Source organism: Paracoccus aestuarii, from assembly GCF_028553885.1.
GTDB classification, from domain to species: domain Bacteria; phylum Pseudomonadota; class Alphaproteobacteria; order Rhodobacterales; family Rhodobacteraceae; genus Paracoccus; species Paracoccus aestuarii.
Genome location: NZ_CP067169.1, coordinates 1,066,276 through 1,090,501, shown reverse-complemented (window position 1 = coordinate 1,090,501; position 24,226 = coordinate 1,066,276). Strand labels below are relative to the sequence as shown.

At 68.6% G+C, this 24,226-nt stretch carries 23 protein-coding genes and 1 pseudogene; 14 read left to right on the top strand and 10 right to left on the bottom strand.

Annotation, left to right across the window (positions count from 1 at the left end):
• The first annotated feature begins 127 nt into the window (after window positions 1-127).
• Together JHW48_RS05610 and JHW48_RS05605 are read left to right on the top strand one after the other, a co-directional pair.
• Entirely contained in the window at window positions 128-1,615 is a 1,488-nt protein-coding gene (locus tag JHW48_RS05610; RefSeq protein ID WP_119887110.1) for a replicative DNA helicase, read from the top strand.
• Between the two features lie 4 nt (window positions 1,616-1,619).
• Window positions 1,620-1,973, top strand: a complete 354-nt coding sequence (locus JHW48_RS05605) for a DMT family protein (RefSeq protein ID WP_119887111.1) — start codon at window positions 1,620-1,622, stop codon at window positions 1,971-1,973.
• Between the two features lie 256 nt (window positions 1,974-2,229).
• Here JHW48_RS05605 and JHW48_RS05600 read toward each other — a convergent pair.
• Window positions 2,230-3,706, bottom strand: a pseudogene (locus tag JHW48_RS05600) (IS1182 family transposase).
• A 151-nt stretch (window positions 3,707-3,857) separates the two neighbouring features.
• Here JHW48_RS05600 and JHW48_RS05595 point away from each other — a divergent pair.
• From JHW48_RS05595 to JHW48_RS05575, 5 genes are all read left to right on the top strand, one after another.
• Window positions 3,858-5,042, top strand: coding sequence for a multidrug effflux MFS transporter (locus tag JHW48_RS05595; RefSeq protein WP_119887112.1), 1,185 nt, complete (start codon window positions 3,858-3,860; stop codon window positions 5,040-5,042).
• Between the two features lie 61 nt (window positions 5,043-5,103).
• The gene (locus JHW48_RS05590; protein ID WP_119887113.1) at window positions 5,104-6,501 is read left to right on the top strand and encodes a helix-turn-helix domain-containing protein; all 1,398 of its coding nucleotides are present in this window, start codon (window positions 5,104-5,106) and stop codon (window positions 6,499-6,501) included.
• Between the two features lie 192 nt (window positions 6,502-6,693).
• Complete coding sequence (locus tag JHW48_RS05585) at window positions 6,694-7,977, top strand: DUF5930 domain-containing protein (protein WP_336390901.1); 1,284 nt, start codon at window positions 6,694-6,696, stop codon at window positions 7,975-7,977.
• Entirely contained in the window at window positions 7,967-8,470 is a 504-nt protein-coding gene (locus JHW48_RS05580; RefSeq protein WP_272835808.1) for a bactofilin family protein, read from the top strand. Before JHW48_RS05585 ends, JHW48_RS05580 begins: the two co-directional genes overlap by 11 nt.
• Window positions 8,471-8,597: 127 nt before the next feature.
• Complete coding sequence (locus tag JHW48_RS05575; RefSeq protein WP_119887876.1) at window positions 8,598-9,449, top strand: fumarylacetoacetate hydrolase family protein; 852 nt, start codon at window positions 8,598-8,600, stop codon at window positions 9,447-9,449.
• Here the strand turns inward: JHW48_RS05575 and JHW48_RS05570 are convergent.
• The 5 genes from JHW48_RS05570 to JHW48_RS05550 all read right to left on the bottom strand — a co-directional run bounded on the left by JHW48_RS05570 (window position 9,439) and on the right by JHW48_RS05550 (window position 12,076).
• Window positions 9,439-9,570 carry a hypothetical protein gene (locus JHW48_RS05570; RefSeq protein ID WP_272835807.1) on the bottom strand — a complete coding sequence of 44 codons (132 nt, stop codon included), beginning with the start codon at window positions 9,568-9,570 and terminating at the stop codon, window positions 9,439-9,441. The two genes, JHW48_RS05575 and JHW48_RS05570, sit on opposite strands and share 11 nt — an antisense overlap.
• A complete protein-coding gene (locus tag JHW48_RS05565) occupies window positions 9,570-10,073 on the bottom strand; it encodes a DUF2189 domain-containing protein (RefSeq protein ID WP_272835806.1) in 504 nt (167 codons plus the stop codon). The genes JHW48_RS05570 and JHW48_RS05565 overlap by 1 nt, the downstream gene beginning before the upstream one ends.
• The gene (gene coaD, locus JHW48_RS05560) at window positions 10,066-10,557 is read right to left on the bottom strand and encodes a pantetheine-phosphate adenylyltransferase (RefSeq protein ID WP_119887874.1); all 492 of its coding nucleotides are present in this window, start codon (window positions 10,555-10,557) and stop codon (window positions 10,066-10,068) included. The genes JHW48_RS05565 and coaD overlap by 8 nt, the downstream gene beginning before the upstream one ends.
• Before the next feature lie 91 nt (window positions 10,558-10,648).
• The gene (locus tag JHW48_RS05555) at window positions 10,649-11,110 is read right to left on the bottom strand and encodes a CBS domain-containing protein (protein WP_119887873.1); all 462 of its coding nucleotides are present in this window, start codon (window positions 11,108-11,110) and stop codon (window positions 10,649-10,651) included.
• 54 nt (window positions 11,111-11,164) lie between these two features.
• Window positions 11,165-12,076 (bottom strand): LysR family transcriptional regulator, encoded by a 912-nt coding sequence (locus JHW48_RS05550; RefSeq protein WP_272835804.1) that lies wholly within the window; start codon window positions 12,074-12,076, stop codon window positions 11,165-11,167.
• 100 nt (window positions 12,077-12,176) lie between these two features.
• On the opposite strand from JHW48_RS05550, the gene JHW48_RS05545 reads away from it, so the two are divergent.
• The 7 genes from JHW48_RS05545 to JHW48_RS05515 all read left to right on the top strand — a co-directional run bounded on the left by JHW48_RS05545 (window position 12,177) and on the right by JHW48_RS05515 (window position 18,769).
• Window positions 12,177-13,676, top strand: coding sequence for a CoA-acylating methylmalonate-semialdehyde dehydrogenase (locus JHW48_RS05545; protein ID WP_119887943.1), 1,500 nt, complete (start codon window positions 12,177-12,179; stop codon window positions 13,674-13,676).
• Between the two features lie 90 nt (window positions 13,677-13,766).
• Window positions 13,767-14,879: a carboxylate-amine ligase gene (locus JHW48_RS05540; RefSeq protein WP_119885344.1), complete on the top strand. Its 1,113-nt coding sequence runs from the start codon at window positions 13,767-13,769 to the stop codon at window positions 14,877-14,879.
• 74 nt (window positions 14,880-14,953) lie between these two features.
• On the top strand, window positions 14,954-16,099 hold the full coding sequence (locus JHW48_RS05535; RefSeq protein WP_119885343.1) for an acyl-CoA dehydrogenase family protein: 1,146 nt from the start codon (window positions 14,954-14,956) through the stop codon (window positions 16,097-16,099).
• A gap of 3 nt (window positions 16,100-16,102) precedes the next feature.
• On the top strand, window positions 16,103-17,101 hold the full coding sequence (locus JHW48_RS05530; protein ID WP_119885342.1) for an enoyl-CoA hydratase/isomerase family protein: 999 nt from the start codon (window positions 16,103-16,105) through the stop codon (window positions 17,099-17,101).
• On the top strand, window positions 17,098-17,967 hold the full coding sequence (gene mmsB / locus JHW48_RS05525) for a 3-hydroxyisobutyrate dehydrogenase (RefSeq protein WP_119885341.1): 870 nt from the start codon (window positions 17,098-17,100) through the stop codon (window positions 17,965-17,967). The genes JHW48_RS05530 and mmsB overlap by 4 nt, the downstream gene beginning before the upstream one ends.
• A gap of 81 nt (window positions 17,968-18,048) precedes the next feature.
• Complete coding sequence (locus tag JHW48_RS05520; RefSeq protein ID WP_119885340.1) at window positions 18,049-18,348, top strand: hypothetical protein; 300 nt, start codon at window positions 18,049-18,051, stop codon at window positions 18,346-18,348.
• A gap of 97 nt (window positions 18,349-18,445) precedes the next feature.
• The gene (locus tag JHW48_RS05515; RefSeq protein ID WP_119885339.1) at window positions 18,446-18,769 is read left to right on the top strand and encodes a hypothetical protein; all 324 of its coding nucleotides are present in this window, start codon (window positions 18,446-18,448) and stop codon (window positions 18,767-18,769) included.
• Here JHW48_RS05515 and recN read toward each other — a convergent pair.
• The 4 genes from recN to ftsZ form a co-directional block, all read right to left on the bottom strand.
• A complete protein-coding gene (gene recN / locus JHW48_RS05510) occupies window positions 18,766-20,412 on the bottom strand; it encodes a DNA repair protein RecN (protein WP_119885338.1) in 1,647 nt (548 codons plus the stop codon). The genes JHW48_RS05515 and recN overlap by 4 nt on opposite strands.
• A 13-nt stretch (window positions 20,413-20,425) precedes the next feature.
• Window positions 20,426-21,277 (bottom strand): outer membrane protein assembly factor BamD, encoded by an 852-nt coding sequence (locus JHW48_RS05505; RefSeq protein WP_170152234.1) that lies wholly within the window; start codon window positions 21,275-21,277, stop codon window positions 20,426-20,428.
• A gap of 133 nt (window positions 21,278-21,410) precedes the next feature.
• Complete coding sequence (lpxC, locus tag JHW48_RS05500) at window positions 21,411-22,346, bottom strand: UDP-3-O-acyl-N-acetylglucosamine deacetylase (protein WP_119885337.1); 936 nt, start codon at window positions 22,344-22,346, stop codon at window positions 21,411-21,413.
• 232 nt (window positions 22,347-22,578) lie between these two features.
• Entirely contained in the window at window positions 22,579-24,162 is a 1,584-nt protein-coding gene (gene ftsZ / locus JHW48_RS05495; protein WP_119885336.1) for a cell division protein FtsZ, read from the bottom strand.
• Window positions 24,163-24,226: the final 64 nt, after the last annotated feature.

Below are 24,226 nucleotides of genomic sequence, written 5' to 3'. Positions count from 1 at the left end.
CTTATCCACAGGCTGTCCACAGCTTCATGCACCGAAAACCGGGGCCAGGCAATTTCAACGCCCGGCCTCTTGCGCTAGGCTGGCCCCCGGCCCCGAGGCCCGAACCCAATGAAAGACAGGCACGACCATGACCGGCTTGCGCGTGATCACCCCCGGACAGACCGAAGGCCAGGACGACAAGCAGGCCGTCCCCTATTCGCTGGAGGCCGAACAGCAGCTGCTGGGCGCGCTGCTGACGAATAACGACGTCTTCGACCGGGTCAGCCAGATCATCAAGTCGGACCATTTCTACCACCCGGTCCATGCCCGCATCTTCGACATCTGCGCCGAACGCATCCGCAGGAACGCGCTGGCCAGCCCGGTCACGATCAAGGCATTCCTTGAGAATGACGAGGGGCTGAAGGAACTGGGCGGCCCCGCCTATCTGGCCCGCATGGCCGCGGCGGCGATCAGCGCCTATGCCGCGCGCGACTATGCCCAGATGATCCGCGAATTCGCCCTGCGGCGCGAGCTGATGCAGCTGGGCCAGGACATCGCCGCCCGCGCCCAGTCCGTGGAGGTCGGCGACGATGCCGAGGAGCAGATCAAGGCCGCCGAACAGACGCTCTACAAGCTGGGCGAGGCCGGCACCGCCGAACGCGGATTCCAGAGCTTCCTCAAGGCGGTGACCGGCGCCGTGCAGGTCGCCAATGCCGCCTATCAGCGCGACGGCAAGCTGTCGGGGATCTCGACCGGGCTGATCGACCTGGATGCCAAGATGGGGGGTCTGAACAATTCGGACCTGATCATCCTGGCCGGGCGCCCGTCGATGGGCAAGACCTCGCTGGCCACAAACATCGCCTTCAACATCGCCAAGGCCCATAAGCTGGGCGAAAAGCCCGACGGCACCCAAGGCGCGATCGAAGGCGGCGTCGTGGGCTTCTTCAGCCTCGAGATGTCCGCCGAACAGCTGGCCGCGCGCATCCTGTCCGAGGCCGCCGAGGTGCCCTCGGAACGCATCCGCTCGGGCAACATGGACGAGGGCGAGTTCCGCCGCTTCGTCGAGGCGGCGCATGCGCTGCAGAACTGCCCGCTCTTCATCGACGACACGCCCGCTTTGCCGATCAACCAGCTGGCCGCCCGGGCGCGGAAACTCAAGCGGACCCACGGTCTGGACGTGCTGATGGTCGACTACCTGCAGCTTTTGAAGGCCGCGACCGCCAAGGACAGCCGCGTGAACGAGGTCTCCGAGATCACCCAAGGCCTCAAGGCCATCGCCAAGGAGCTGAACATCCCCGTCATCGCCCTGTCGCAGCTGTCGCGCCAGGTCGAGAACCGCGAGGACAAGCGCCCCCAGCTGTCCGACCTGCGCGAATCCGGCTCGATCGAACAGGACGCCGACATCGTGATGTTCGTCTTCCGCGAGGAATATTACAAGGAACGCGAAAAGCCCTCGGACAGCGACCTGGACGCCATGGCCAAATGGCAGCAGGTGATGGAGGCCGTCCACGGCAAGGCCGAGGTGATCCTCGGCAAGCAGCGCCACGGCCCCATCGGCACGGTCGAACTGGCCTTCGAGGGCCAGTTCACCCGCTTCGGCAACCTTGCCCGCGACCGTCAGAGCCAGTGGGACTGATCCCATGACCCTGCCGATCCCGGTCGCCACGATCGGCCTGCTGCTGCTGCTGTCGAACGTCTTCATGACGGTCGCGTGGTACGGCCACCTGAAGTTCAAGACCGCGCCGCTGGTGACGGTGATCTTCATCAGCTGGGGCATCGCCTTCTTCGAATATCTGGCGCAGGTGCCCGCCAACCGCATCGGCCACGGTCATTTCAGCGCCGCCCAGCTCAAGACCATCCAGGAGGTCATCAGCCTCTCGGTCTTCGCGATCTTCTCCTGGGTCTATCTGGACGAAAAGCTGGGCTGGCAGCATGGCGTCGGCTTCTCGCTGATCTGCCTCGGCGCCTGGTTCATCTTCCACGACTTCAGCTGATCCCCTCAACGGATCGGGGGCGGCCCGGAGGGGGCACCGCCCCCACCGGCGGGGGGCCCGGGGGGCGGCGCCCCCCGCTGCGCCGCGGGACGCAAACGGCCGATCCCGTGTCAAAACTCGGCCAGCGCGGCGGCGCGGCGTGACGCTTCCGGGTGGTTTGAGTTGCTCCACCGGTTTCCGGCAGATGAGCTGGTCGTTCAGCCGAATGGCTGGCATGAGTGCCCCGGAGGCACCGCAAGGGGCTACGGAGCGGCAATCATTCCTTGATGGCCTGCATCAGCCGCCGGATGCCGATCAGCGCCACCATCCGCTTGATGTTGTAGGCCAGCACCTGCAGCGCCATCTCGCTGCGCACATTTTTCAGCCGCCGCGTCAGGAGGTGGGTGTGGCCCATCCAGGCCTTGATCGCGCCGAAGGGGTGTTCGACCGTGCAGCGGCGCAGGGTCATTGGATCGGGATCACGGCCGCGCCTCTGGATGGCCGCATCGACCAGGCCCTCGTGCTCCCACCGGGGGATTCTGCGCTCGGTGCCGGTGGTGCATCGGCTCTGGATGGGGCAGGTCTGGCAACCGTTGACCCAATATCGTCGGATTTGAACGCCGCGCTCTTCGCGGGTGCTGCGATAGGTCAACTCCTCGCCGGCCGGGCAGATATAGACATCGCGCTCGGCGTCGTAGGTGAAGTCGGCCTTCACATACATTCCTTTGGCAGCATTGCCCGAGGTGGCCGGGCGCGGCACGGTCGTGGTGATGCCCGCATCGTGGCAGGCCAGGATCTCGGGGCCGCTGAAATAGCCCTTGTCAGCAATGGCGTGCAGCGCATCGCGCCGTAACGCCTCCGTGGCCGCGACCGCCATCGGGCTGAGCTGGTCGCGGTCGAAGCCCTGGTTGGTGACCTCGTGCGCGACGATCAGGTGGGTGTCCGTGTCAACCGCGCTCTAGACGTTGTAGCCGACCATGCCGCTGTGCCGGGCGCTGGTCGCAATTCGCGCGGGAGTCCGGGTCGGTCAGGGAGATCTGTCCGTCCGGGGCATCGGCCAAAGCCTTGTCCATCTCCTTCAGCCGGGCGATTTCCTGCCGGATACGGCCATAGCGGCGGCCGAGGTGCTGCACCCGCTCGGCCCGCGCCTCGCCTTCCTGCTGACGGTCGATGCGCACCATCTCGTCGATGTAGCGTTAGACATCGGCCTCCAAATGGGCCAAGCGGCTGGCGATCCTGTTTCTGGTGAGGTTCCTGTCATTCGGCCGCTCTCTCGGACCAGTGGCGTTCGCGGCCTCATTGTTCACCGCCTTGAACTTGCTGCCGCCGATGGCAACGCAGTCGCCCTTCAGCACGCCGATCCGGCGGCATAGCTCCACGAACTGCGCGCAGGTCTTGCGGATGGCACTGCCGTTCGTGCGCCGGAACTCCGCGATCGTCTTGTGGTCGGGCACAAGACGCCCCGTCAGCCACATCACCTCGACATTGCGCCCGGCCTCGCGCTCGAGCCGCCGGCTGGAGGGGATGCGGTTCAGATAGCCGTAGATGAAGAGCTTCAAGAGCGTCGCCGGATGATAACCCAGCCGCCCCGTTCTTGCAGCCACGGCGCGACCGAACCCGAGAGCGGCCAAATCAAGCTCATCGACGAACAAATCAACGACGCGGACAAGATCATCCTCGCCGATCCAGTCATCGAGCCGATCCAGGAACAGCGATGTCTGGCTGCGCTGCACGCCTTCAATGAAACCGGTCATGGACTGCCCTCCCGACGTCAGGAAAGCATAGCACAGCGACGGGTTTTGACACAGGCTCGGCCCCGCCCCTCTGGCGCCGTGCCGAACGGCGGGCTATGCATCGGAACGGATTTGCAGATCATGCATCCGCCCACCCGAAGGTTTCCCGCCCATGCGCACCGCTCCGCACCTGCTGACCCTCGTCGCCCTGTCCGGCGTCTCGGCCTTGTCGATGAACGTCTTTTTGCCCTCGCTGCCCGGCATGGCGCGGGATTTCGACGTGGATTACGGGGTGATGCAGCTCTCCGTTTCGGCCTATATCGGGGCCAGCGCTGTGCTCCAGCTGCTGGGCGGCCCGCTCAGCGACCGCTTCGGGCGCAGGCCCATCGTCCTCTGGGGCCTGGCGGGCTTCCTCTTGGCGACGATCGGCACACTTCTGGCCACCACCGCCACGACCTTCCTGATCTTCCGCCTGCTGCAATCGGTGATCACCGTCTGCATGCTGGTCCCGCGCGCGGTGATCCGCGATCTCTATGACGGCGACCGGGCGGCCTCGATGCTGGGCTATGTCACCATGGGCATGGCGGTGGTGCCGATGATGGCGCCTGTCTTTGGCGGCGTTCTGGACGAACTGTTCGGCTGGCAGGCCAATTTCGCGGTCATGGGCCTGCTGGGCATCGCCGTCCTGATCCTGGCCTTCCGCGACATGGGCGAGACCGTCCGCGGCGGCGGGATGAGCCTGCGCACCCAGATGGTGAACTATCCCATCCTGGCGCGGTCCCACAGGTTCTGGGGCTATTGCCTGGCCGCGACCCTCTCCTCCGGGGCGTTCTTCGCCTATCTGGGCGGGGCGCCCTTCGTGGGCGACCAGGTCTTCGGCCTGACGCCCGCCCAGGTCGGATACTGGTTCGCCGCCCCCTCGATCGGATACATCCTGGGCAATTTCGCCTCGGCGCGGCTGTCCCAGGGACTGGGGCTGAACCGCATGATCCTGATCGGCGCGGTGATCTGCCTCGCCGCGCTCGGCGTGGCGCTGGCGGTCGACCTGCTGGGCCGGACCCGGCCCGCGATCTTCTTCGGCGCCATCGCCCTGATGGGGCTGGGCAACGGCATGGTCCTGCCCAATGCCAATGCCGGGATGATGAGCGTGCGCCCCGAACTGGCGGGCACCGCATCGGGCCTGGGCGGGGCCTTGGCCGTCGCGGGGGGTGCCGCGCTGTCGGCCTTGGCCGGGGCGCTGCTGCAGCCGGGCAGCGGTGCGACCCCGCTGCTGGCGATCATGGCCGGATCGGCCTTCGGATCGCTGCTGGCCATAGGCTGGGTCTATCGCAGGCAGGCCCGGCTGGACCCCGCCTGATCCCTTGCCGCCCCCCGTTTGCAGCGGCTAGAGGTGGTTTGCAAACCGGGGGGACGCGATCATGGCCACGCAGAAGATCTATGCCGGCAGCGCGCTCCGCGAGACCCGCGCCCGCGCCGCCCTGACCCAACGCCGCTTTTCCGAAAAGCTGGGCGTCTCCCTGCCCTATCTGTCCCAGATGGAGAACAACCACCGCCCCATCAGCGCGGGCGTCCTGCTGCGGCTGGCGCAGGAATTCGGCGTGGACCTGACCACCCTGGCCGCGGGCGATGCCGAACGCATGGTCATCGACATGCAGGAGGCCTTGGCCGACCCGCTCTTCGACAGCGCGCCGCCCTTGGCCGATCTGCGCCTGGCCGCGACCAACGCCCCCGTCCTGGCCCGCGCCTTCCTCGACCTCTACCGCGCCCATCGCGAGGGGCAGGAGCGCTTGGCCGCCCTGGACGAGGCCATCGGCGCCGCCGGCCAGAACAGCCTGACCACCCCTTGGGAGGAGGTGCGCGACTTCTTCCATTACTGCGACAACTACATCGACGCCGTGGACCGGGCGGCGGAACGCTTCGCCTGTCCCGACGGGCCGCGCCAGGACCTCTGGGCGCTGGCGGTCGCGGCCTTGGCCGCCAAGGGCATCCGCGTCCAGCTGACCGAGCTGCCCGCCAATTCCGTCTTTCGCCGCGACCGCGACCGGCTGCTGGTCAATGCCGCCGCCGAGGCGCCCACGCGGCTGTTCCAGATCCTTCATCTGGTCGCGCTGGAACGCCAATCCGATCTGCTGGAGGCGACGCTGGACCTGGCGCGGTTCCGCAGCCCCACGGCGCGCCAGATCGCGCGGCTCGGCATGGCGAACTATTTCGCGGGGGCGGCGATGATGCCCTATCGCGCCTTCCTGGCCGCCGCCCAGACCGAACGCCACGACCTGGAGCGGCTGTCCCACCTGTTCGGCGCCTCGCTGGAACAGGTGGCCCACCGGCTGTCCACGATGCAGCGGCCGGGCGCCAAGGGGGTGCCGTTCTTCTTCGTCCGGGTCGATCAGGCGGGCACGATCACCAAGCGCCACTCCGCCACCCGGCTGCAATTCGCGCGCTTCGGCGGAGCCTGCCCGCTGTGGAACGTGCATCAGGCCTTCGAACAGCCCGGCCGATTCCTGCGCCAGCTGGCCGAGACGCCGGACGGGGTGCGCTATCTGCTGCTGGCGCGCGACGTGTCGAAACATGCGGGCGCCTTCAACGCGCCCGTCCGCCGCTTCGCCATCGGCCTGGGGGTCGAGGTCGCCCATGCCGCGGCCCTGGTCTATGCCGACGGGCTGGACGTGACCAAGCCGCGCGCCTATCAGCCGATCGGGATTTCCTGCCGGATCTGCCCGCGCCCGGATTGCCACCAGCGATCCGTGCCGCCCATCGACCGGCCCCTGCGCATCCCGCAGGATCGTGATGGCCCGCTGCCCTATGAAATCACTTGATGATTTTCGGCGGCCCACAACCCATAGGCGATGATCCGCCGATGGGGGCGGGGTTCCGCCATTCGACGGAACCCGGTTCCGGCGCGCTGTTGCCAAGCCGCCACAGGTGCTGTTTACCACTCCCCGAACGGAACCAACGCGCCGCGGTTTTCGACAAGGCGCGCTTTCGGGGGACAGTGACTGACCATGCCGATGATGGATCGATTGAACGCGTCGCTTGCAAAGTGGCTTCCCGAGCAGCGGCTTTTCCTTCGCTCCGATGACAGCGCCCGCTATATCCGCCTGCGTCCCGTGACGCAGCTGGCGGGGATCAGCGGGATCACCCTGGTCTTTGGCTGGACGCTGGTCGCCAGCTCGTTCCTGGTGATCGACGCGATCAGCACCGGCCAGTCGCGCGACAGCATCCAGCAGGGCAACATCGCCTTCGAGGAACGCCTGACCCAGCTGCAGGCCGAACGCGATGCGCGCGCCGCCGAGGCGCTGGCGGCCCAGGCCCGCTTCAATGCCGCGCTGGACCAGGTCTCGTCCATGCAGAGCCAGCTGATGGCATCCGAGGAACGCCGCCGCGAGGTCGAGAAGGGCCTGTCCACCGTTCAGGCCACCCTGCGCGACAGCGCCGCCGAACGCCTGACGGTCACCGCCGATGCGGCCGATGCCGACGCCCAGACCCCCGATCGCAGCGCCGAATTCTCGGTCGCGCTGGACATCCTGTCGGGCGAGCTGCGCCAGGCCGCCGACCAGCGCCACAGCGCCGTCGAGGAGGCCGAGGCCGCCCGCCTGGCCGCCCAGGAACTGACCGCCGAGCGCGACCAGATCCTGGCCCGCAACGACGAGATCCTGTCCCAGCTGGAAAGCGCCGTCACCGTCTCGGTCGCGCCGCTGGACCAGGTCTTCCGCAATGTCGGCATGAATCCCGACGACGTGCTGCGCACGATCCGCCGCGGCTATTCGGGCCAGGGCGGTCCGCTGACGCCGATGGCCTATTCCTCGCGCGGCAATGCCGCCCTGACCGACACCGAGGAGAAGGCCCGTCAGATCATCGTGACGCTGGACCAGATGAACACCTATCGCATCGCCATGGAGAAGCTGCCGCTGGCGATGCCGGTCACCGCGAATTTCCGCTTCACCTCGGGCTTCGGCCGCCGGTGGGGGCGCATGCATGAAGGCATCGACATGGCCGGCCCGGTGGGCACGCCGATCTATGCCACGGGCGACGGCGTGGTGACCTATGCCGGCCGGATGGGCGCCTATGGCAACCTGATCAAGATCCGCCACGAGCTGGGGACCGAGACCCGCTATGCCCACCTGCACCGCATCGGGGTGAAAGTCGGCCAAAGGGTGTCGCAAGGCGAGCGGATCGGTGATATGGGGAATACCGGACGCTCGACCGGGCCGCATCTGCATTACGAGGTGCGCATGAACGGTCGCGCCGTGGACCCGATGAGCTTCATCAAGGCAGCAGAAAATGTTCAGTAAGACCCGCGTGACCGAAACCCGCCCGACGCCGACCGCCGCCCCCGCAGGCCAGGACACGGCCCCCGCCGCCGCGCCCGAACGCGGCCAGGACGGCCCCGCCGCGCCCGCCGCCGCCGCGGCACCCCGCGCCCGCGTGGCGCCGTCGGTCCTGTCATCGGACCTGACGGTGACGGGCAACATCAAGACCCAGGGCGACATCCAGATCGAGGGCACGGTCGAGGGCGACATCCGCGCCCATCAGCTGACCATCGGCGAATCCGCGACCATCAAGGGCGAGATCGTCGGCGACGACATCATCGTCAACGGCCGCGTCATCGGCCGCGTGCGCGGGCTGAAGGTGCGCCTGACCGCCTCGGCCCGGGTCGAGGGCGACATCATCCACAAGACCATCGCGATCGAATCCGGCGCCCATTTCGAAGGCTCGGTCCAGCGCCAGGAGGATCCGCTGAACAATGGCGGGACCAAGAAGCTGGCCCCCCCGGCCGCCGAATAAGCCGCCGCCCCATCCGACGCGAAAAGGCCCGCCTCCCAAGGCGGGCCTTTTTCGTTCGCTTCCCCGGCATCTTGCGATCGGCGGCCATTTGCGGTCCAGTCGGCCCATCACGTCGGAGGATCACCCCATGAAGCTGCTGCGCCACGGACCGATCGGGTCGGAACGCCCCGGAATGCTGGATGCGGAGGGGCGGGTGCGCGACCTGTCCGCCCATGTCCCCGACATCGCGGGCGCGGTCCTGACGCGCGCGGGCCTCGACGCGCTGCGGGCGCTGGACCCGGGCGCCCTGCCCGTGGTCGAGGGCCAGCCGCAGGAGGATCTGCGCCTCGGGGCCTGCGTGGCGGGGGTGGGCAAGTTCATCGGCGTGGGCCTGAACTATGCCGATCATGCCGCGGAATCCGGCATGGACGTGCCGACCGAGCCGGTACTGTTCACCAAATGGACCAGCTGCATCGCCGGCCCCGATGACGATCTGGCCATCCCGCCCGGATCGACCATGCTGGATTGGGAGGTCGAGCTGGGCATCGTCATCGGCGATGGCGGCCGCCACATCCCCGAGGCCTCGGCCCTGGATCACGTCGCGGGATATTGCGTGGTGAACGACATCAGCGAACGCGACTGGCAGATCCATCGCGGCGGCAGCTGGGACAAGGGCAAGGGGCATGACGGCTTCGGCCCGATCGGCCCCTGGCTGGTCACCACGGACGAGGTTCCCGACCCCCAGGCCCTGCGCCTGTGGCTGGAGGTGGACGGCCAAATGCGCCAGGACGGCAGCACCGCCACGATGGTCTTTGGCGTGGCGGCGCTAGTCGCCTATTGCTCGCGCTTTGCGACGCTGATGCCGGGGGACATCATCACCACCGGCACCCCGCCGGGCGTGGGCATGGGGCAGAAGCCGCCGGTCTTTCTGCGGGCCGGTCAGGTGATGCGCTTGGGGATCGACGGGCTGGGGCGGCAATGCCAGCGGGTCACCGGCTGATCCGCCGGTAAAGGTGCCAGCTGGCATGGCCCAGGATCGGCAGGATCAAGGGCAGGCCCAGAAAACCGGGCAGGATCGCCAGACCCATGCCCACAGCCAGCAGCACCGCCCAGATCGCCATCACCCCGGGCTGTGCCGCCACCGCCCGGACCGAGGCCGCGGCCGCCCGCCCCAGCCCCCCTGCCGGTCCAGCAGCATGGGCCAGCCGACCACCGTCGCCGCAAAGGCCCCGCCCGCCAGCAGGCCCAGAGCCGCGATCCGGGGCGCGCCCTCCAGCGCCTGCCACAGACCCAGCCAGACCAGCAGCGCCAGCACCATCAGCCCCCCCGCCACCGGCAGCGCCGCGCCCCGCCGGCGCAGCACCCGGATGATGGCGGGCCAGTCCAGCGGCTCGGCGGCCTCGATCCGGCGGCTGACCTCGTAGAGCGACACGGCCACCACGGGGGCGATCAGCGCAAAGCCCAAGGCCAGCGCCACGGCCAGGTCCGGCGCGGCCCATGTCAGGGCCAGGCCCGTCAGCGCGTAGGGGGCAGTCAGCAACAGGCCGAAGGCCGGGGCGCGGCGGAAATCATGCCAGCCCATCGCCAGGGCCCAGCACAGATCCCCGGGCGCGATCCTAGCCATAGCGCCGGGTCAGGGCCTCGGCGATGGGCGGGGTGACGAATTTCGTCACGTCCCCGCCAAGGCGCGCGATCTCCTTGACCAGCTTCGAGGCGATGGCCTGGCGGCGGGCATCGGCCATCATGAAGACGGTCTCGATGCTGCTGTCCAGGGCGCGGTTCATGCCGACCATCTGGAATTCATATTCGAAATCGGCCACGGCGCGCAGGCCGCGCACGATGATGCTGGCCCCCACGTCGCGGGCGCAGTCGATCAGCAGGTTCTCGAAGGGATGAACGACGATCTCGCCGCCGGTTCGGGCCACGATGGCGTCGCATTCGGCGCCCACCATCGCCACGCGTTCCTCCAGGTCGAACAGCGGGCCCTTGTCGCGATTGATCGCGACCCCGATCACCAGACGGTCCACCAGCGCCATCGCGCGCTGGATGATGTCGACATGACCCAAGGTGATCGGGTCGAAAGTGCCGGGATAAAGGCCGATGCGCATCAGATCGCGTCCTTGGGTCTGGGTCCTGCAGCACAGGCAAAACCGATTTGCCCCGCGATTGCAAGAATGTGATCGGCCCGGCGACCCCGCGTCACGATCCCATGATCATGCCGGTCAGGGCCTCCTTCTCGGCCGCCAACTCCTTCAGGCGGCCGCTGACCGCGTCGCCGATCGAGATCACGCCCAGCATCATCCCGTCATCATCCACGACCGGCATGTGGCGAAAGCGCCCCGCGGTCATGCGTTCCAGGATGGTCAGCGCATCCTCGCCGGTGGTGCAGGTCTGGACCCCGCGGGTCATCACGCCGCTGATGGGCTGGGACAGGACGTCGGTGCCGTGCTTGCCCAGCTGGCGCACGATGTCGCGTTCCGACAGGATCCCCTCCGGCCGGCGCCCGTCGCCCGAGACGACGACCGCGCCGATGCGCTTTTCGGCCAGCAGGGTCGCGGCCTCGCCCAGGGTCGTCTCGGGCGTGATCGTCACGATCGTGGCCGAATCGATCCATGGCTTGGCGGTGTCCGATTTCATCGACAGCAATTGCTTGACCAGCATGGGCGCCTCCTCCGGCTTTGGTTGGGTTCATCTTTTTCGCCGAATCGCCCGGCGTCAAGTGCGACCGTCGCCCGTCGCGGAAAGCTGCTGTTCCAGCCGGGCCAGTTCGGCGCGCAGCCCCTGGGCCACCGCCTCTGCCAACAGCGTCAGCCGGCGCGAGGCCCGGTCGTCGGCATGGCGGATCATCCAGAAGCTGCGCTTCAGCGCCACGCGGTCGGTCAGCACCCGTTCGACGCCGGGCGCGAAGGGGATGGCGAAATCATGCACGATCCCCAAGCCCGCCCCCGCGCGCACCGCCTGCATCTGCACGGCGACCGAATTGCTGCTGATCTGCGCGGTCTCGACCCCGGTGGCCGACAGGTAGTCCAGCTCGCGGTCGAAGATCATGTCGGGGATATAGCCGATCATCCGATGCCCGCGCAGATCCTCCAGCCCGCGCAGGGGCGGATGGCGGGCAAGGTAGTCGCGATGCCCCGCCAGATGCAGGCGGTAATCGGCCAGCCGCTGCACGACCAGCCGCCCGGTATCGGGGGGCGACACGGCGATGGCCATGTCCGCCTCGCGCCGGGTCAGGTTCACGACGCGCGGCAGGGCGACGATCTGCACCTCCAGCCCCGGATGGGCGGCGCACAGGTCGCGCGCCACCTGCGGCAGCAGATAGTTCGCGCAGCCATCCGGCGCCCCGATCCGCAGCTGCCCGGTCAGCCCCGCCTCTCGCGTGACGGCCTCGGCGGCGGCGCTGGCGGCCTGTTCGGCGGCCTCGGCGGGGGCGATCAGGCGCGCGCCCTCGGGCGTGATCTGATATCCCTGCGGCGTCTTCAGAAACAGTGCGGCGCCCATCGCCGCCTCCAGCCGGGCCACGCGGCGGCCGATGGTGGATGCGTCCACCCCCAGCCTGCGCCCCGCCCCCGACAGGCTTTCCGCCCGCGCCACCGCCAGAAAGATGCGCAGATCGTCCCAGTCCATCGCCGCCCCTTTGCGAAATCGCAAAACCCTTTTGCCAGCCTGCCCCTTCCCGCGGCAAATTCGCAAGGCTAACCTGCGTCCCAAAGGCATGGAGGATGCGATGAAAGAGATTCACCACTGGATCGACGGCAAGGAAACCAAAGGCACGTCGGGCCGCTTCAGCGACGTCTTCAACCCCGCCACGGGCGAGGTTCAGGCCCGCCTGTCGCTGATCACCAAGGCGGAGATGGACCACGCCATCGCCCGCGCCGCCGAGGCGCAGGTGAAATGGGGCGCCACCAACCCGCAGCGCCGCGCCCGCGTGATGATGGCCTTTGTCGGCCTGATCAACCGCGACATGGACAAGCTGGCCGAGGCGCTGTCCTCGGAACATGGCAAGACCTTTGCCGATGCCAAGGGCGACGTGCAGCGCGGGCTGGAGGTGATCGAGTTCTGCATCGGCGCGCCGCATCTGCTGAAGGGCGACTTCACCGACAGCGCCGGCCCAGGCATCGACATGTATTCCATGCGCCAGCCGCTCGGCGTGGTGGCGGGCATCACCCCCTTCAACTTCCCTGCCATGATCCCGCTGTGGAAGATGGGCCCCGCCCTCTCCGCCGGCAACGCGATGATCCTGAAACCGTCCGAGCGTGACCCCTCGGTGCCCCTGATGCTGGCGAAACTGCTGCAAGAGGCCGGGCTGCCCGACGGCGTGCTGCAGGTCGTGAACGGCGACAAGGACGCGGTCGACGCGATCCTCGACAGCGAGGTGATCCAGGCCGTGGGCTTCGTGGGCTCGACCCCCATCGCGCAATACATCTATGAACGTGCCGCCGCGACCGGCAAGCGCGCGCAATGCTTCGGCGGCGCCAAGAACCACATGATCATCATGCCCGACGCGGACCTGGACCAGGCCGCCGACGCGCTGGTGGGCGCGGGCTTCGGGGCTGCGGGCGAACGCTGCATGGCGATCTCGGTCGCGGTGCCGGTGGGCGAAAAGACCGCCGACGCGCTGATCGAAAAGCTGATCCCCCGGATCGAGAAGCTGAAAGTCGGCCCCTGGACCGCGGGCGACGACATCGACTACGGCCCCGTCGTGACCCGCGCCGCCAAGGACAACATCCTGCGCCTGATCGAATCAGGCGTCGACCAAGGCGCCGATCTGGTCGTCGACAGCCGCGACTTCAGCCTGCAGGGATACGAGGACGGCTTCTTCGTCGGCCCCCACCTCTTCGACCGCGTGACGCCCGACATGGACATCTACAAGACCGAGATCTTCGGCCCCGTCCTGTCGACCGTCCGCGCCGGCAGCTACGAGGAGGCGATCAAGCTGGCCATGGACCACGAATACGGCAACGGCACCGCGATCTTCACCCGCGACGGCGACACGGCCCGCGACTTCGCCAGCCGCATCAATATCGGCATGGTGGGCATCAACGTGCCGATCCCGGTGCCCTTGGCCTATCACACCTTCGGCGGCTGGAAGAAATCCGGCTTCGGCGACCTGAACCAGCACGGCCCGGACGCGTTCCGCTTCTATACGCGGACCAAGACCGTGACCGCCCGCTGGCCCTCGGGCATCAAGGAGGGCGGAGAGTTCAACTTCAAGGCAATGGACTGATCCTCTCCGTTGCCGAAATACCCGCGGGGGGTCCGGGGGGCGGCAAGCCCCCCGGCCATCGCGGGACGCAACAGGGCACAGGGCCGGACCATGACACAGACCCCCGATTTCACGCTCGGCATCGAAGAAGAATACCTGCTCGTCGATGCCGATACAGGCCGGCTGGCCGCCGCCCCCGAGGCGCTGATGAAGGCCTGCAAGCAGGCCCTGGGCGATCAGGTCAGCCCCGAATTCCTGCGCTGCCAGATCGAGATCGGCACCCCCGTCTGCCCCGACATCCGCACCGCCCGCGACCATCTGCGCCGCCTGCGCGCGACCATCGCCGACAAGGCTGCCGAACACGGGCTGGCGCCCATCTCGGCCGCCTGCCACCCCTCGGCCGACTGGCGCGATCAGGACCATACCGACAAGGATCGCTACAACCAGCTGTCGCGCGACATGCGCGGGGTCGCCCGGCGCATGGTCATCTGCGGCATGCATGTCCATGTCGGCATCGACGATCCCGCGCAGCGTATCGACCTGATGAACCAGCTGACCTATTTCCTGCCGCATCTGCTGGCGCTCTCGGCCTCCAGCCCGTTCTGGATGGGCGAGGATACGGGGCTGGCCTCCTATCGCACCACGGTCTTCGGCGACATGCCGCGCACCGGCCTGCCTCCGGCCTTCGCCTCCTGGGCGGAATACGAACGCTCGGTCACCGCGCTCAGCGACCTGGGCCTGATCGAGGACAGCAGCAAGATCTGGTGGGACCTGCGCCCCTCGGGCAAGTTCCCGACGCTGGAGACGCGGATCTGCGATGCCAGCCCGCGGCTGGACGATGCGATCACCTTGGCCGCCCTGACCCAAGCCACGATGCGCATGCTGTGGCGCCTGTCGCGCAAAAACATCCGCTGGCGGCAATACGACCCCTTCCTGATCAACGAGAACCGCTGGCGCGCCGCCCGCTACGGCACGACCGAAGGCCTGATCGATTTCGGCGCGGGCGCGATCCTGCCCTTCGATCAGATCGCCGAGGATTGGCTGTCGCTGATCGCCGAGGATGCCGATGCGCTGGACAGCCAGCCCTTCGTCGCCCGCCTGCGCGACATGGTGGCCCAAGGCACCGCCGCCGAGGCGCAGCGCCGCGTCGCGGCCCAGGCCCCCGCCGATCCGCTGCGCGCCGTCACCCGTCACCTGACCGAGGAATTCCGCCGCGACCTTTGATCCCTTGCCAGAATCACCCGATCCGGGGCAATTAAACATCTGTTCAATTCATGCCGTCCGGGGAGGGACTGCCGATGGATTTCGCACTGACCGAGGAACAGCAGGCCATCTTCGACATGGCACAGGAATTCGGCCAGGACCGGATCGCCCCCCATGCCCGCGAATGGGAGGCGGCAGGCACCATCCCCCGCGATCTCTGGCCCGATGTGGCGGGTTTGGGTCTGGGCGGCATCTTCGTCTCCGAGGAACACGGCGGCACGGGGCTGTCGCGCCTGGACGGCACGCTGGTCTTCGAGGCGCTGTCCATGGCCTGCCCCTCGGTCGCGTCCTTCCTGTCGATCCACAACATGTGCGGCGGCATGATCGACCGCTTCGGCGGCGACGAGGCCCGCGCCCGCTGGCTGCCCGACCTCTGCGCGATGAAGACGATCTTCAGCTATTGCCTGACCGAACCGGGCAGCGGATCGGACGCCGCCGCCCTGCGCACGCGGGCCGCGCGCGACGATCAAGGCTGGCGGCTGGACGGGACCAAGGCCTTCATCTCGGGCGGGGGCTATTCGGACGCCTATATCGTCATGGCACGGTCGGGCGGCGACGGCCCGCGCGGCATCAGCGCGCTGATCGTCGAGGGCGGCACGCCCGGCCTGTCCTTCGGGGGGCTGGAGGACAAGATGGGCTGGCGGTCCCAGCCCACCGCCCAGGTCCAGTTCGACGATTGCGCCATCCCCGCCGCGAACCTGCTGGGCGAGGAGGGCCACGGCTTCCGCTATGCCATGGCGGGCCTCGACGGCGGCCGGTTGAACATCGCCGCCGCGGCCCTTGGCGGCGCGCAGGCGGCGCTGGACGCGACGCTGGCCTATATGGGCGAACGCCGTGCCTTCGGCCAAAGCCTCGATCAGTTCCAGGCCCTGCAATTCCGCCTGGCCGAGATGGAGACCGCCCTGCAATCAGCCCGCATCCTGCTGCGCCAGGCCGCGTGGAAGCTGGACCACAAGACCCCCGACGCCACCAAATACTGCGCCATGGCCAAGCTGCATGTCACCGACCGCGCCTTCGAGGTCGCCAATCAATGCCTGCAGCTGCATGGCGGATACGGCTATCTGGCCGATTACGGGATCGAGAAGATCGTCCGCGACCTGCGCGTCCACCAGATCCTGGAGGGCACGAACGAGATCATGCGCCTGATCATCAGCCGCGCCCTGTTGGCCGAAAGGGGCTGAGCCATGGACGACCTGACCATCCGCATCATCGGCCAGGCGGGCCGCATCACCTTCACCCGCCCCAAGGCGCTGAATGCGCTGTCCCATGACATGGCGCTCGCCCTTCATCGCGCGCTGGAGGACTGGCGCGACGATCCGTCCGTGGCGCTGGTCATCATCGACGCCGAAGGGGACCGCGCCTTCTGCGCGGGCGGCGACATCGCGGCGGTCTATCACGCGGGGCAGGCGGGCGATCACGGCGTCGGGCGGCGGTTCTTCCGCGACGAATACCGCATGAACGCGGCGATCGCGGATTACCCCAAACCCGTCGCGGCCTTCATGCAGGGCTTCGTGATGGGCGGCGGCGTGGGGGTGGGCGGCCATGCCAGCCACCGCATCGTGGGCGACACGACGCGCATCGCCATGCCCGAAAGCGGCATCGGCCTGATCCCCGATGTGGGCGGCAGCTGGCTTCTGGGTCGCGCCCCGGGGCGGATCGGCGAATATCTGGCCCTGACCGGGGCGCGGATGGGTCCGGGCGACGCGATCCATGCGGGCTTTGCCGATCTCTATCTCCCCGAGGCCGAATGGCCGACCCTGATCGCCCAGCTGGAGGCCGGGGGCGACATCGCCGATCTGCGCGGCCACCCGGTCCCCGCATCGCCCTTGGCCCGTGCCGATCTGCAGGCCTGGGGCGGGCGCGACCTGGCCGAGATCCGCGCCGCCCTGAACGATGATGATGCCATCAAGGCGCTGGACCGCAACTCGCCCCTGTCGATGGCGGCGGGGCTGGCCCTGATCCGGGCGGCGCGCGGCGATGACCGGGTGCAGGACTCGCTGGCCCGCGAATACCGCTTCACCGCCCGCGCCACCGAGCGGGCCGATTTCCTGGAGGGCGTGCGCGCCCAGATCATCGACAAGGACCGCCAGCCCCGCTGGCAGGCCCCGGCCGATGCCGATGCCGTGGCGGCCATGCTGGCCCCCCTCGGCCCCGACGAGCTGGACTGGAGGACAGACGCATGAAGATCGCATTCATCGGTCTTGGCAATATGGGCGCGCCAATGGCCGCCAATCTGGCCCGCGCGGGCCATCAGGTGGCGGGCTTCGACACGGCCGCCCCCATGCCCGAGGGCGTGACCGCCACCGACAGCGCCGCCGATGCGGCACGGGGGGCGGATGTGGTCGTGACCATGCTGCCCAATGGCCAGATCCTGCGCGCCGTGGCCGATCAGGTCATCCCGGCGATGACGCCGGGGGCGATCCTCTGCGATTGCTCGACGGTGGATGTGGACAGCGCCCGCGCGGTGGCGGGTCAGGCCCGCGCGGCGGGGCTGGGGGCGCTGGATGCGCCGGTCTCGGGCGGGATCGGGGGGGCGCAGGGCGGCACGCTGACCTTCATGGTCGGCGGCGATGCGGGGGATTTCGCCCGTGCGGCGCCCCTCTTCGACATCATGGGCCAGAAGGCCGTCCATTGCGGCGACAGCGGCGCGGGTCAGGCGGCCAAGATCTGCAACAACATGATCCTGGGCGTCACCATGATCGCCACCTGCGAGGCCTTCGCCTTGGCCGACAAGCTGGGGCTGGACCGGCAGAAGATGTTCGACGTGGTCTCGACCTCATCGGGCTATAGCTGGTCGATGAACGCCTATTGCCCGGCGCCGGGCGTGGGGCCCGTCAGCCCCGCCGATAACGGCTACAAGCCGGGCTTTGCGGCCGAGCTGATGCTGAAGGACCTGACCCTGTCCCAGCAGGCCGCCGAATCGGCGGATGCCGACACGCCCATGGGGGCCTTGGCGCGCGAGCTCTATGCCCGCTTCGTCGATGACGAGGACGGCCGGGGGCGTGACTTTTCCGCCATGCTGCCCCGTTTCGAGGCGCGGCGGCGATAGGACCTCGCGGCTCTGTGCAGGAACTGTTAACGGCCCCTGTGGTTTGATCAGAAACGACAAGACGATTCCGGGGCAGAGACTATGGGCCGTTTCAAGCAGAGCGCGATCATGGCGCTGGCCGCCATCGCGGTGACGCTGCCCATCGCCTTGGGTCCCCAGCCCACCATCGCCACCATGGCCGAGGCACCGCCTTTGCCGGTGGTGGGCGACGCCCCGCCCCCCGAACAGGTCCAGGTCATCCGCAACTTGGGCGCCTATGGCCTGGGCCCGGAACTGCCGGGCAGCTATTACGCGGTAGTGGCGCATCACCTGGTCCGCATCGATCGCGCATCCGGACGCATCCAGTCGATCCTGCGCCCCCTGCCCCATCTGAAGCGGTGATGCGCAATGGCCGCATGGCGGCCTTGCGTTCCGTCGCCCGGAACCTGCCGCAGTGCAGCGGGTTCACCCTACATGACAGGATGACAAAGGAACGACGATGACGCCACTGCACCCCTTGGCCGCTGTGGCGGCGGGAACCGTGCTTGGCCTCGCCGCCCTGACCGCACCCAATACCGTCCCGGTCCGCGGGCTGGACCCGGAACCGGTGCGCCATTGCCAGCCGTATTGCCCCCAGCCCGTGGTGGGATCCCGGCCCGGCCCCGACCGGATCCAGCCCATCGACAGCCCCGGCCAGTTCGGCCTGGGCCAGCCGCCCGAGGGCGATACCTATGCCGTGATCGACGATCAGATCGTGCGGATCGGCCCTGATGGGCGCATCCGGTCGGTCCTGCGCCCCGCGCCCCAGATGGCGGCGCGCTAGCCGTCCAGCAGCACGCGCGCGGCCTCGGTCGCAGCATCGGTCACACGGTCGCCGGCCAGCATGCGCGCGATCTCTCCCACCCGCTCGCCCGCGTCCAAGGGCGCCACGGTCGAGGTCGTCATTCCGTCCGTCACCGATTTCGACACGCGGAAATGCGTCTGGCCCAAGGCCGCGACCTGCGGCGAATGGGTGATGACCAGAACCTGCGCGCTGTCGGCCAGCACCTTCAGCCGCCGCCCCACCGCATCGGCGGTGGCCCCGCCCACGCCGCGGTCGATCTCGTCAAAGATCATCACCAGCGCGTCATTGCCGCGCGCCAGACAGACCTTCAAGGCCAGCAGAAAGCGCGACAGCTCGCCGCCCGAGGCGATCTTGTCCAATGGGCCGGAGGGCGCGCCGGGATTGGTCGCGACGGTGAAGGCCACCGCGTCCCGCCCCTCGGGGCCCGCATCGCCATCCGAGACGACAGTGCGGAACACCGCCCGCTCCATCCGCAGCGGCGTCAGCTCGGCCGTGACGGCCTGATCCAGACGGCCCGCAGCCTCGCGCCGGTCGCGGCCGATCGCGGCGGCGGTGGCGTCATAGGCGGCCTCGGCCTCGCGCGCGGCCTGGCGCAGCGCGATCACCTGCGCCTCGCCCGCATCCAGCCGGCCAAGCCGGTCGCGCAGCTGATCGCCCAAGCCCGCCAGGTCATCGGCCAGCACGTCATGCTTGCGCGCCAAGGCACGCAGCGCGAACAGCCGCTCCTCGGTGGATTCCAGCGCCGAGGGGTCGAAATCCAGCGCGGCCAAGGTATCCTCGACCCCGCGCGTGGCCTCGCCCAGCTCGATCAGGGCGCGGGACAGCGCGGCCAGAGGTTCGTCCAGGCGCCCATCGGCGCGGTCCGACGCCCCCTCCAGCCAGCGGGCGGCATCGACCATCGCGCCCTCGGCCCCGTCGCCGCCCAGCATCTGCAGCGCGCGGGCCACGTCATCGCGGATGCGCTCGGCCCCCTGCATGGCGCGGCGGGCGATGTCTAGGCGCTGTTCCTCGCCGGGTTCGGGGGCCAGCTTGTCCAGTTCGGCCACGGCATGGCGCAGGAAATCCTCCTCCTGCCGGGCGGCCTCCAGCGTGGCCTCGGCCTCGGCCAGGGCGCGGGCGGCCTCGCGGCGCGCCCCCCAGGCCGCGCGGACGGGGCCCAGATCCAGCCCGGCAAAGGCGTCCAGCAGCGCGCGGTGCCCGCGCGGGTTCAACAGGCCCCGGTCGTCATGCTGGCCATGCAGTTCCACCAGAACCTCGGACAGTCGGCGCAGCACCTCGCCCGAGACGCGGCGGTCGTTGATCCAGCCCGTCTTGCGCCCGTCCAGCCCGTTGGTGCGGCGCAGGATCAGCTCGTCATCGTCGATGGTAATGCCCGCCTCGGCCAGCAGGTCGCGCGCCGGATGGGCGGGCGGCAGGTCGAAGACGGCCTGAACCTCGCCCTGGCTTGCGCCTTGGCGCACCAGATCGGCCCGCGACCGCCAGCCCAGCACGAAGCCCAGGCAGTCCAGCAGGATGGACTTGCCTGCCCCGGTCTCGCCGGTCAGCACGTTCAGACCGGGGCCGAAGCTCAGCTCCAGCCGGTCGATCAGCAGCATGTCGCGGATGTCCAGCGTTCTCAGCATTCCGCCCCGCTGGTCAGAGCCATTGGCCCTGGATCGTCTGACGATAGAGCGCGGTCAGCCAGCTGTCGCCCTGGGCCTCGGCCCGCAGCCCGCGCCCGCGCAGCTGGCGGAAGGCGTCCTGATAGAAGGGCGAGGACTGGAAATTGTGCCCCAGGATGGCGCCCGCGGTCTGGGCCTCGTTCAGCAGGCCAAGGGCCAGATAGGCCTCGACCAGGCGCAGCAGGGCCTCCGGGGTCTGGGTGGTGGTCTGAAATTCCTCGACCACGACGCGGAAGCGGTTGACCGATGCGGCATAATGCCCCTGACGCAGGTAATAGCGCCCGATCTCCATCTCCTTGGCGGCCAGGTGGTCGAAGGCCAGATCGAATTTCAGGATCGAGCTGCGGGCATATTCGCTGTCGGGGTAATCCTCGATCACCCGGCGCAGGCCCTGCAGCGCCTGGAAGGTCAGGCCCTGGTCGCGGCCCACATCGTCGATCTGGTCGTAATAGGACAGGGCCAGCAGATATTGCGCATAGGCGGCCTCGTCATCGCCGGGGAAATTGTCGAGGAAACGCTGCGCCGCGCCGCGGGCCTCCTCGTAATTGCCGGCCTTGTGATGGCCATAGGCCTGCATGATCAGCGCCCGGCGGGCCCATTCGGAATAGGGATAGAGCCGCTCGATCTCCGAGAAATAGATGACGGCATCGGCGGGGCGGCGGGAATTCTCCAGCTCGAATTCGCCGCGCTTGTAGATTTCTTCGGCCGTGAAGCGTTCCAGGTTCTGACGCTGTGCCGCATCCCGGTTGCCGCAGCCCGTCAGCACCAGACCCGCGACCAGGGCTGCCATCACCGAAGCCGAGATTTTCGCGCCCGCCATCTTCATCCTGCCTTGCGATTGAACCGTAGCGCCGACCCCGGGGGGTCGGCGGTGCCGGCATCCTCTAGCACAGAACATCAGGGGGCGCAAAATGGCAATCCGCTGATTTCCGCCCGTCCGGCCGGCAGGGGGCGCGCCCCTATTCCGCCGCGAAGATCGCGGGCTGCACGGGCCGGGCATAGTCGGCCACGCCCGCGCCGGGCAGGCGCCCCTCCAGCTCCGGGGAACAGTCGACCCATTCCCAGGCCGCCGGATCGGCAAAGAGCGCGCGCAGCAGCCGGTTGGTCATCGCATGCCCCGCCCGGTGGCCGGTATAGCGCGCCAGCAGCGGCGCCCCGGCCAAGGCCAGATCGCCGGTGGCGTCCAGCATCTTGTGGCGCACGGCCTCGTCGCGGTGACGCAGGCCGCCCGGCGACAGGACGCGCCCGCCATCCACCACGACCGCGTTCAGATAGGTCCCGCCCAAGGCCAGCCCGTTGCGGCGCATCGCCTCGACATCCGAGGCGCGGCAGAAGGTGCGGCTGTCGGCCAGTTCGCGCAGGAAGGCGCCATTGGCCATGTCCAGGACCTTTTCCTGATGCCCGATCGCGGCATCGGTGAAATCGATCTGAAAATCGATCTCCAGATGGTCGGCCGGGGTCAGGCGGGCGAAGGCCTCGCCCTCGCGCACCTCGACGGGGCGCAAGACGCGGATGGCGCGCAGGGGGGCGGCCTGGATACGGATGCCCGTCTCCAGGATGCCCTGCACGAAGGGGGCCGAGGATCCGTCCAGGATCGGGATCTCGGGGCCGTCGACGGTGACCAGCGCGTTGTGGATGCCGGTCCCGGCCAGCGCGGCCATGACATGTTCGACCGTGGACAGGGTCACGCCCCGGCCATTGTCCAGCAGCGTGCAGAGGCGCGACGGCGTCACGCGGTCCCACAAGGCGGGGATGTCCACGGCGGTGGTCAGGTCGATGCGGCGGAACACGATCCCATGGCCCGCCGGCGCAGGGTGCATCACCAGTTCGGCGGCGGCGCCGGAATGCAGCCCAACCCCCGAAAATGTCACCATGTCGTTCAGCGTCGCCTGCATGATCTGCCTGCCTTCCAAGTCCGTTCGTGAAGGGGCCGAACCCCTTCGTCTTGCATTCCAGCTAGGACCGGGCCGCGACCCGTTCAATTAACGTTTTGTAACGGGGTGAAACAATCGCGCCCGACCGGGCTGCAACCGGGGGGTGTGGGGCGCCAAGCCCCTGAAAAGAAAATAAAAAGGGCCGCGCGGGGCGGCCCTTTCATCGGTCGGGACTGTCGCTTTCGTGAAGCGGTCAGTTCGCCTGACGACGCAGGAAGGCGGGGATCTCGACATTGTCCTTGCCGCTTTCCGGGCTGGCCAGATCGTCGAAATCGGTGTCCTGCTGGCGGGCGCGCACGGCCACGCGCTCGCTGACGCGCTCGGCGATCGAGGATGCCGCGGGCTTCTGGGCCGAGGACTGGTCGCCGCCATGGCCGGCCATCCGCTCCAGCATCCGGCCCAGGCCGCTCATGCGGCTGGCGGTGGATTGCGCCGGGCTCTGCTGGGGCTGGGGCTGCTGGGGGGCGTTGCCCCGGCCGTGATTGTCCACGGCGCGGCGCAGGCGGTCCATGACCTCCGGGGTGGGCTGACCGGCGCGGCTGCCCTGCGGCGCGCGGGGCGCGACGAAGGCGGATGCGTCATCCTCGATCCGCACGGCGGTCTGGCGGCCGGCCTCCTTGGGCTGGTAGGCGGGCTGAGGCATGTCATCCTCGGCGCGCGCGGCGTCCTGGCGCAGGGACGCGGTCTCGGGCGCGGGGCTGCGGCGGGCGGGGATCTGCGGCTCCTCGGCGGCGGCGGCGGCCACGGGCGGGTTCTGGGTCAGGGGCGCGGCCATGGTGCGGCGCGGCGCGGGGACCTCGGCCACGCCGGCATTGGCGTCGATGCCGGTCGCCACGACCGACACGCGGATCGCGCCGTCCATGTCCGGGTCGAGCGTCGAGCCGACGATGATGTTCGCGTCGCTGTCCACCTTGTCGCGGATGACATTGGCGGCCTCGTCCAGCTCGAACAGGGTCATGTCATAGCCGCCGGTGATGTTGATCAGCACGCCGCGCGCGCCGTTCAGGCTGATCTCGTCCAGCAGCGGGTTGGCGATGGCACGCTCGGCGGCCTCCTGGGCGCGGTTCTCGCCCGAGGCCTCGCCGGTGCCCATCATGGCCTTGCCCATCTCGTCCATGACCGCGCGGACGTCGGCGAAATCCAGGTTGATCAGGCCCGGGCGCACCATCAGGTCGGTCACACCCTTGACGCCCTGATAGAGCACGTCGTCGGCCATCGCGAAGGCCTCGGTGAAGGTGGTCTTTTCGTTGGCCAGCCGGAACAGGTTCTGGTTCGGGATGATGATCAGCGTGTCCACGACCTTCTGGAGCGCCTCGACGCCCTCCTCGGCCTGACGCATCCGCTTGGTGCCCTCGAACTGGAAGGGCTTGGTCACGACGCCGACGGTCAGGATGCCCATCTCGCGCGCGGCCTGGGCGATGATCGGGGCCGCACCCGTGCCGGTGCCGCCGCCCATGCCGGCGGTGATGAAGCACATATGCGCGCCCATCAGGTGATCGACGATATCCTCGATCGTCTCCTCGGCGGCCTTGGCGCCGATGGTGGGCTTGGCGCCCGCGCCCAGGCCCTCGGTGACCTTGGGACCCATCTGGATGCGCGCCGTCGCCCGGTTCTGCTGCAGGGCCTGGGCGTCGGTATTGGCGACCACGAACTCGACACCGTCAAGCTGCTTCTGAATCATGTTGTTGACGGCGTTGCCGCCCGCGCCACCGACACCGAAGACGGTGATCCGCGGCTTCAGCTCTTCTTCGTCGTTCATCATCAGATTGAGGTTCATGGTTTCCGCCTGTTTTTTCGCTGCTTCGCTGTCGGGCGCGGTAGGCCCGCTCGAATCCCCCGCA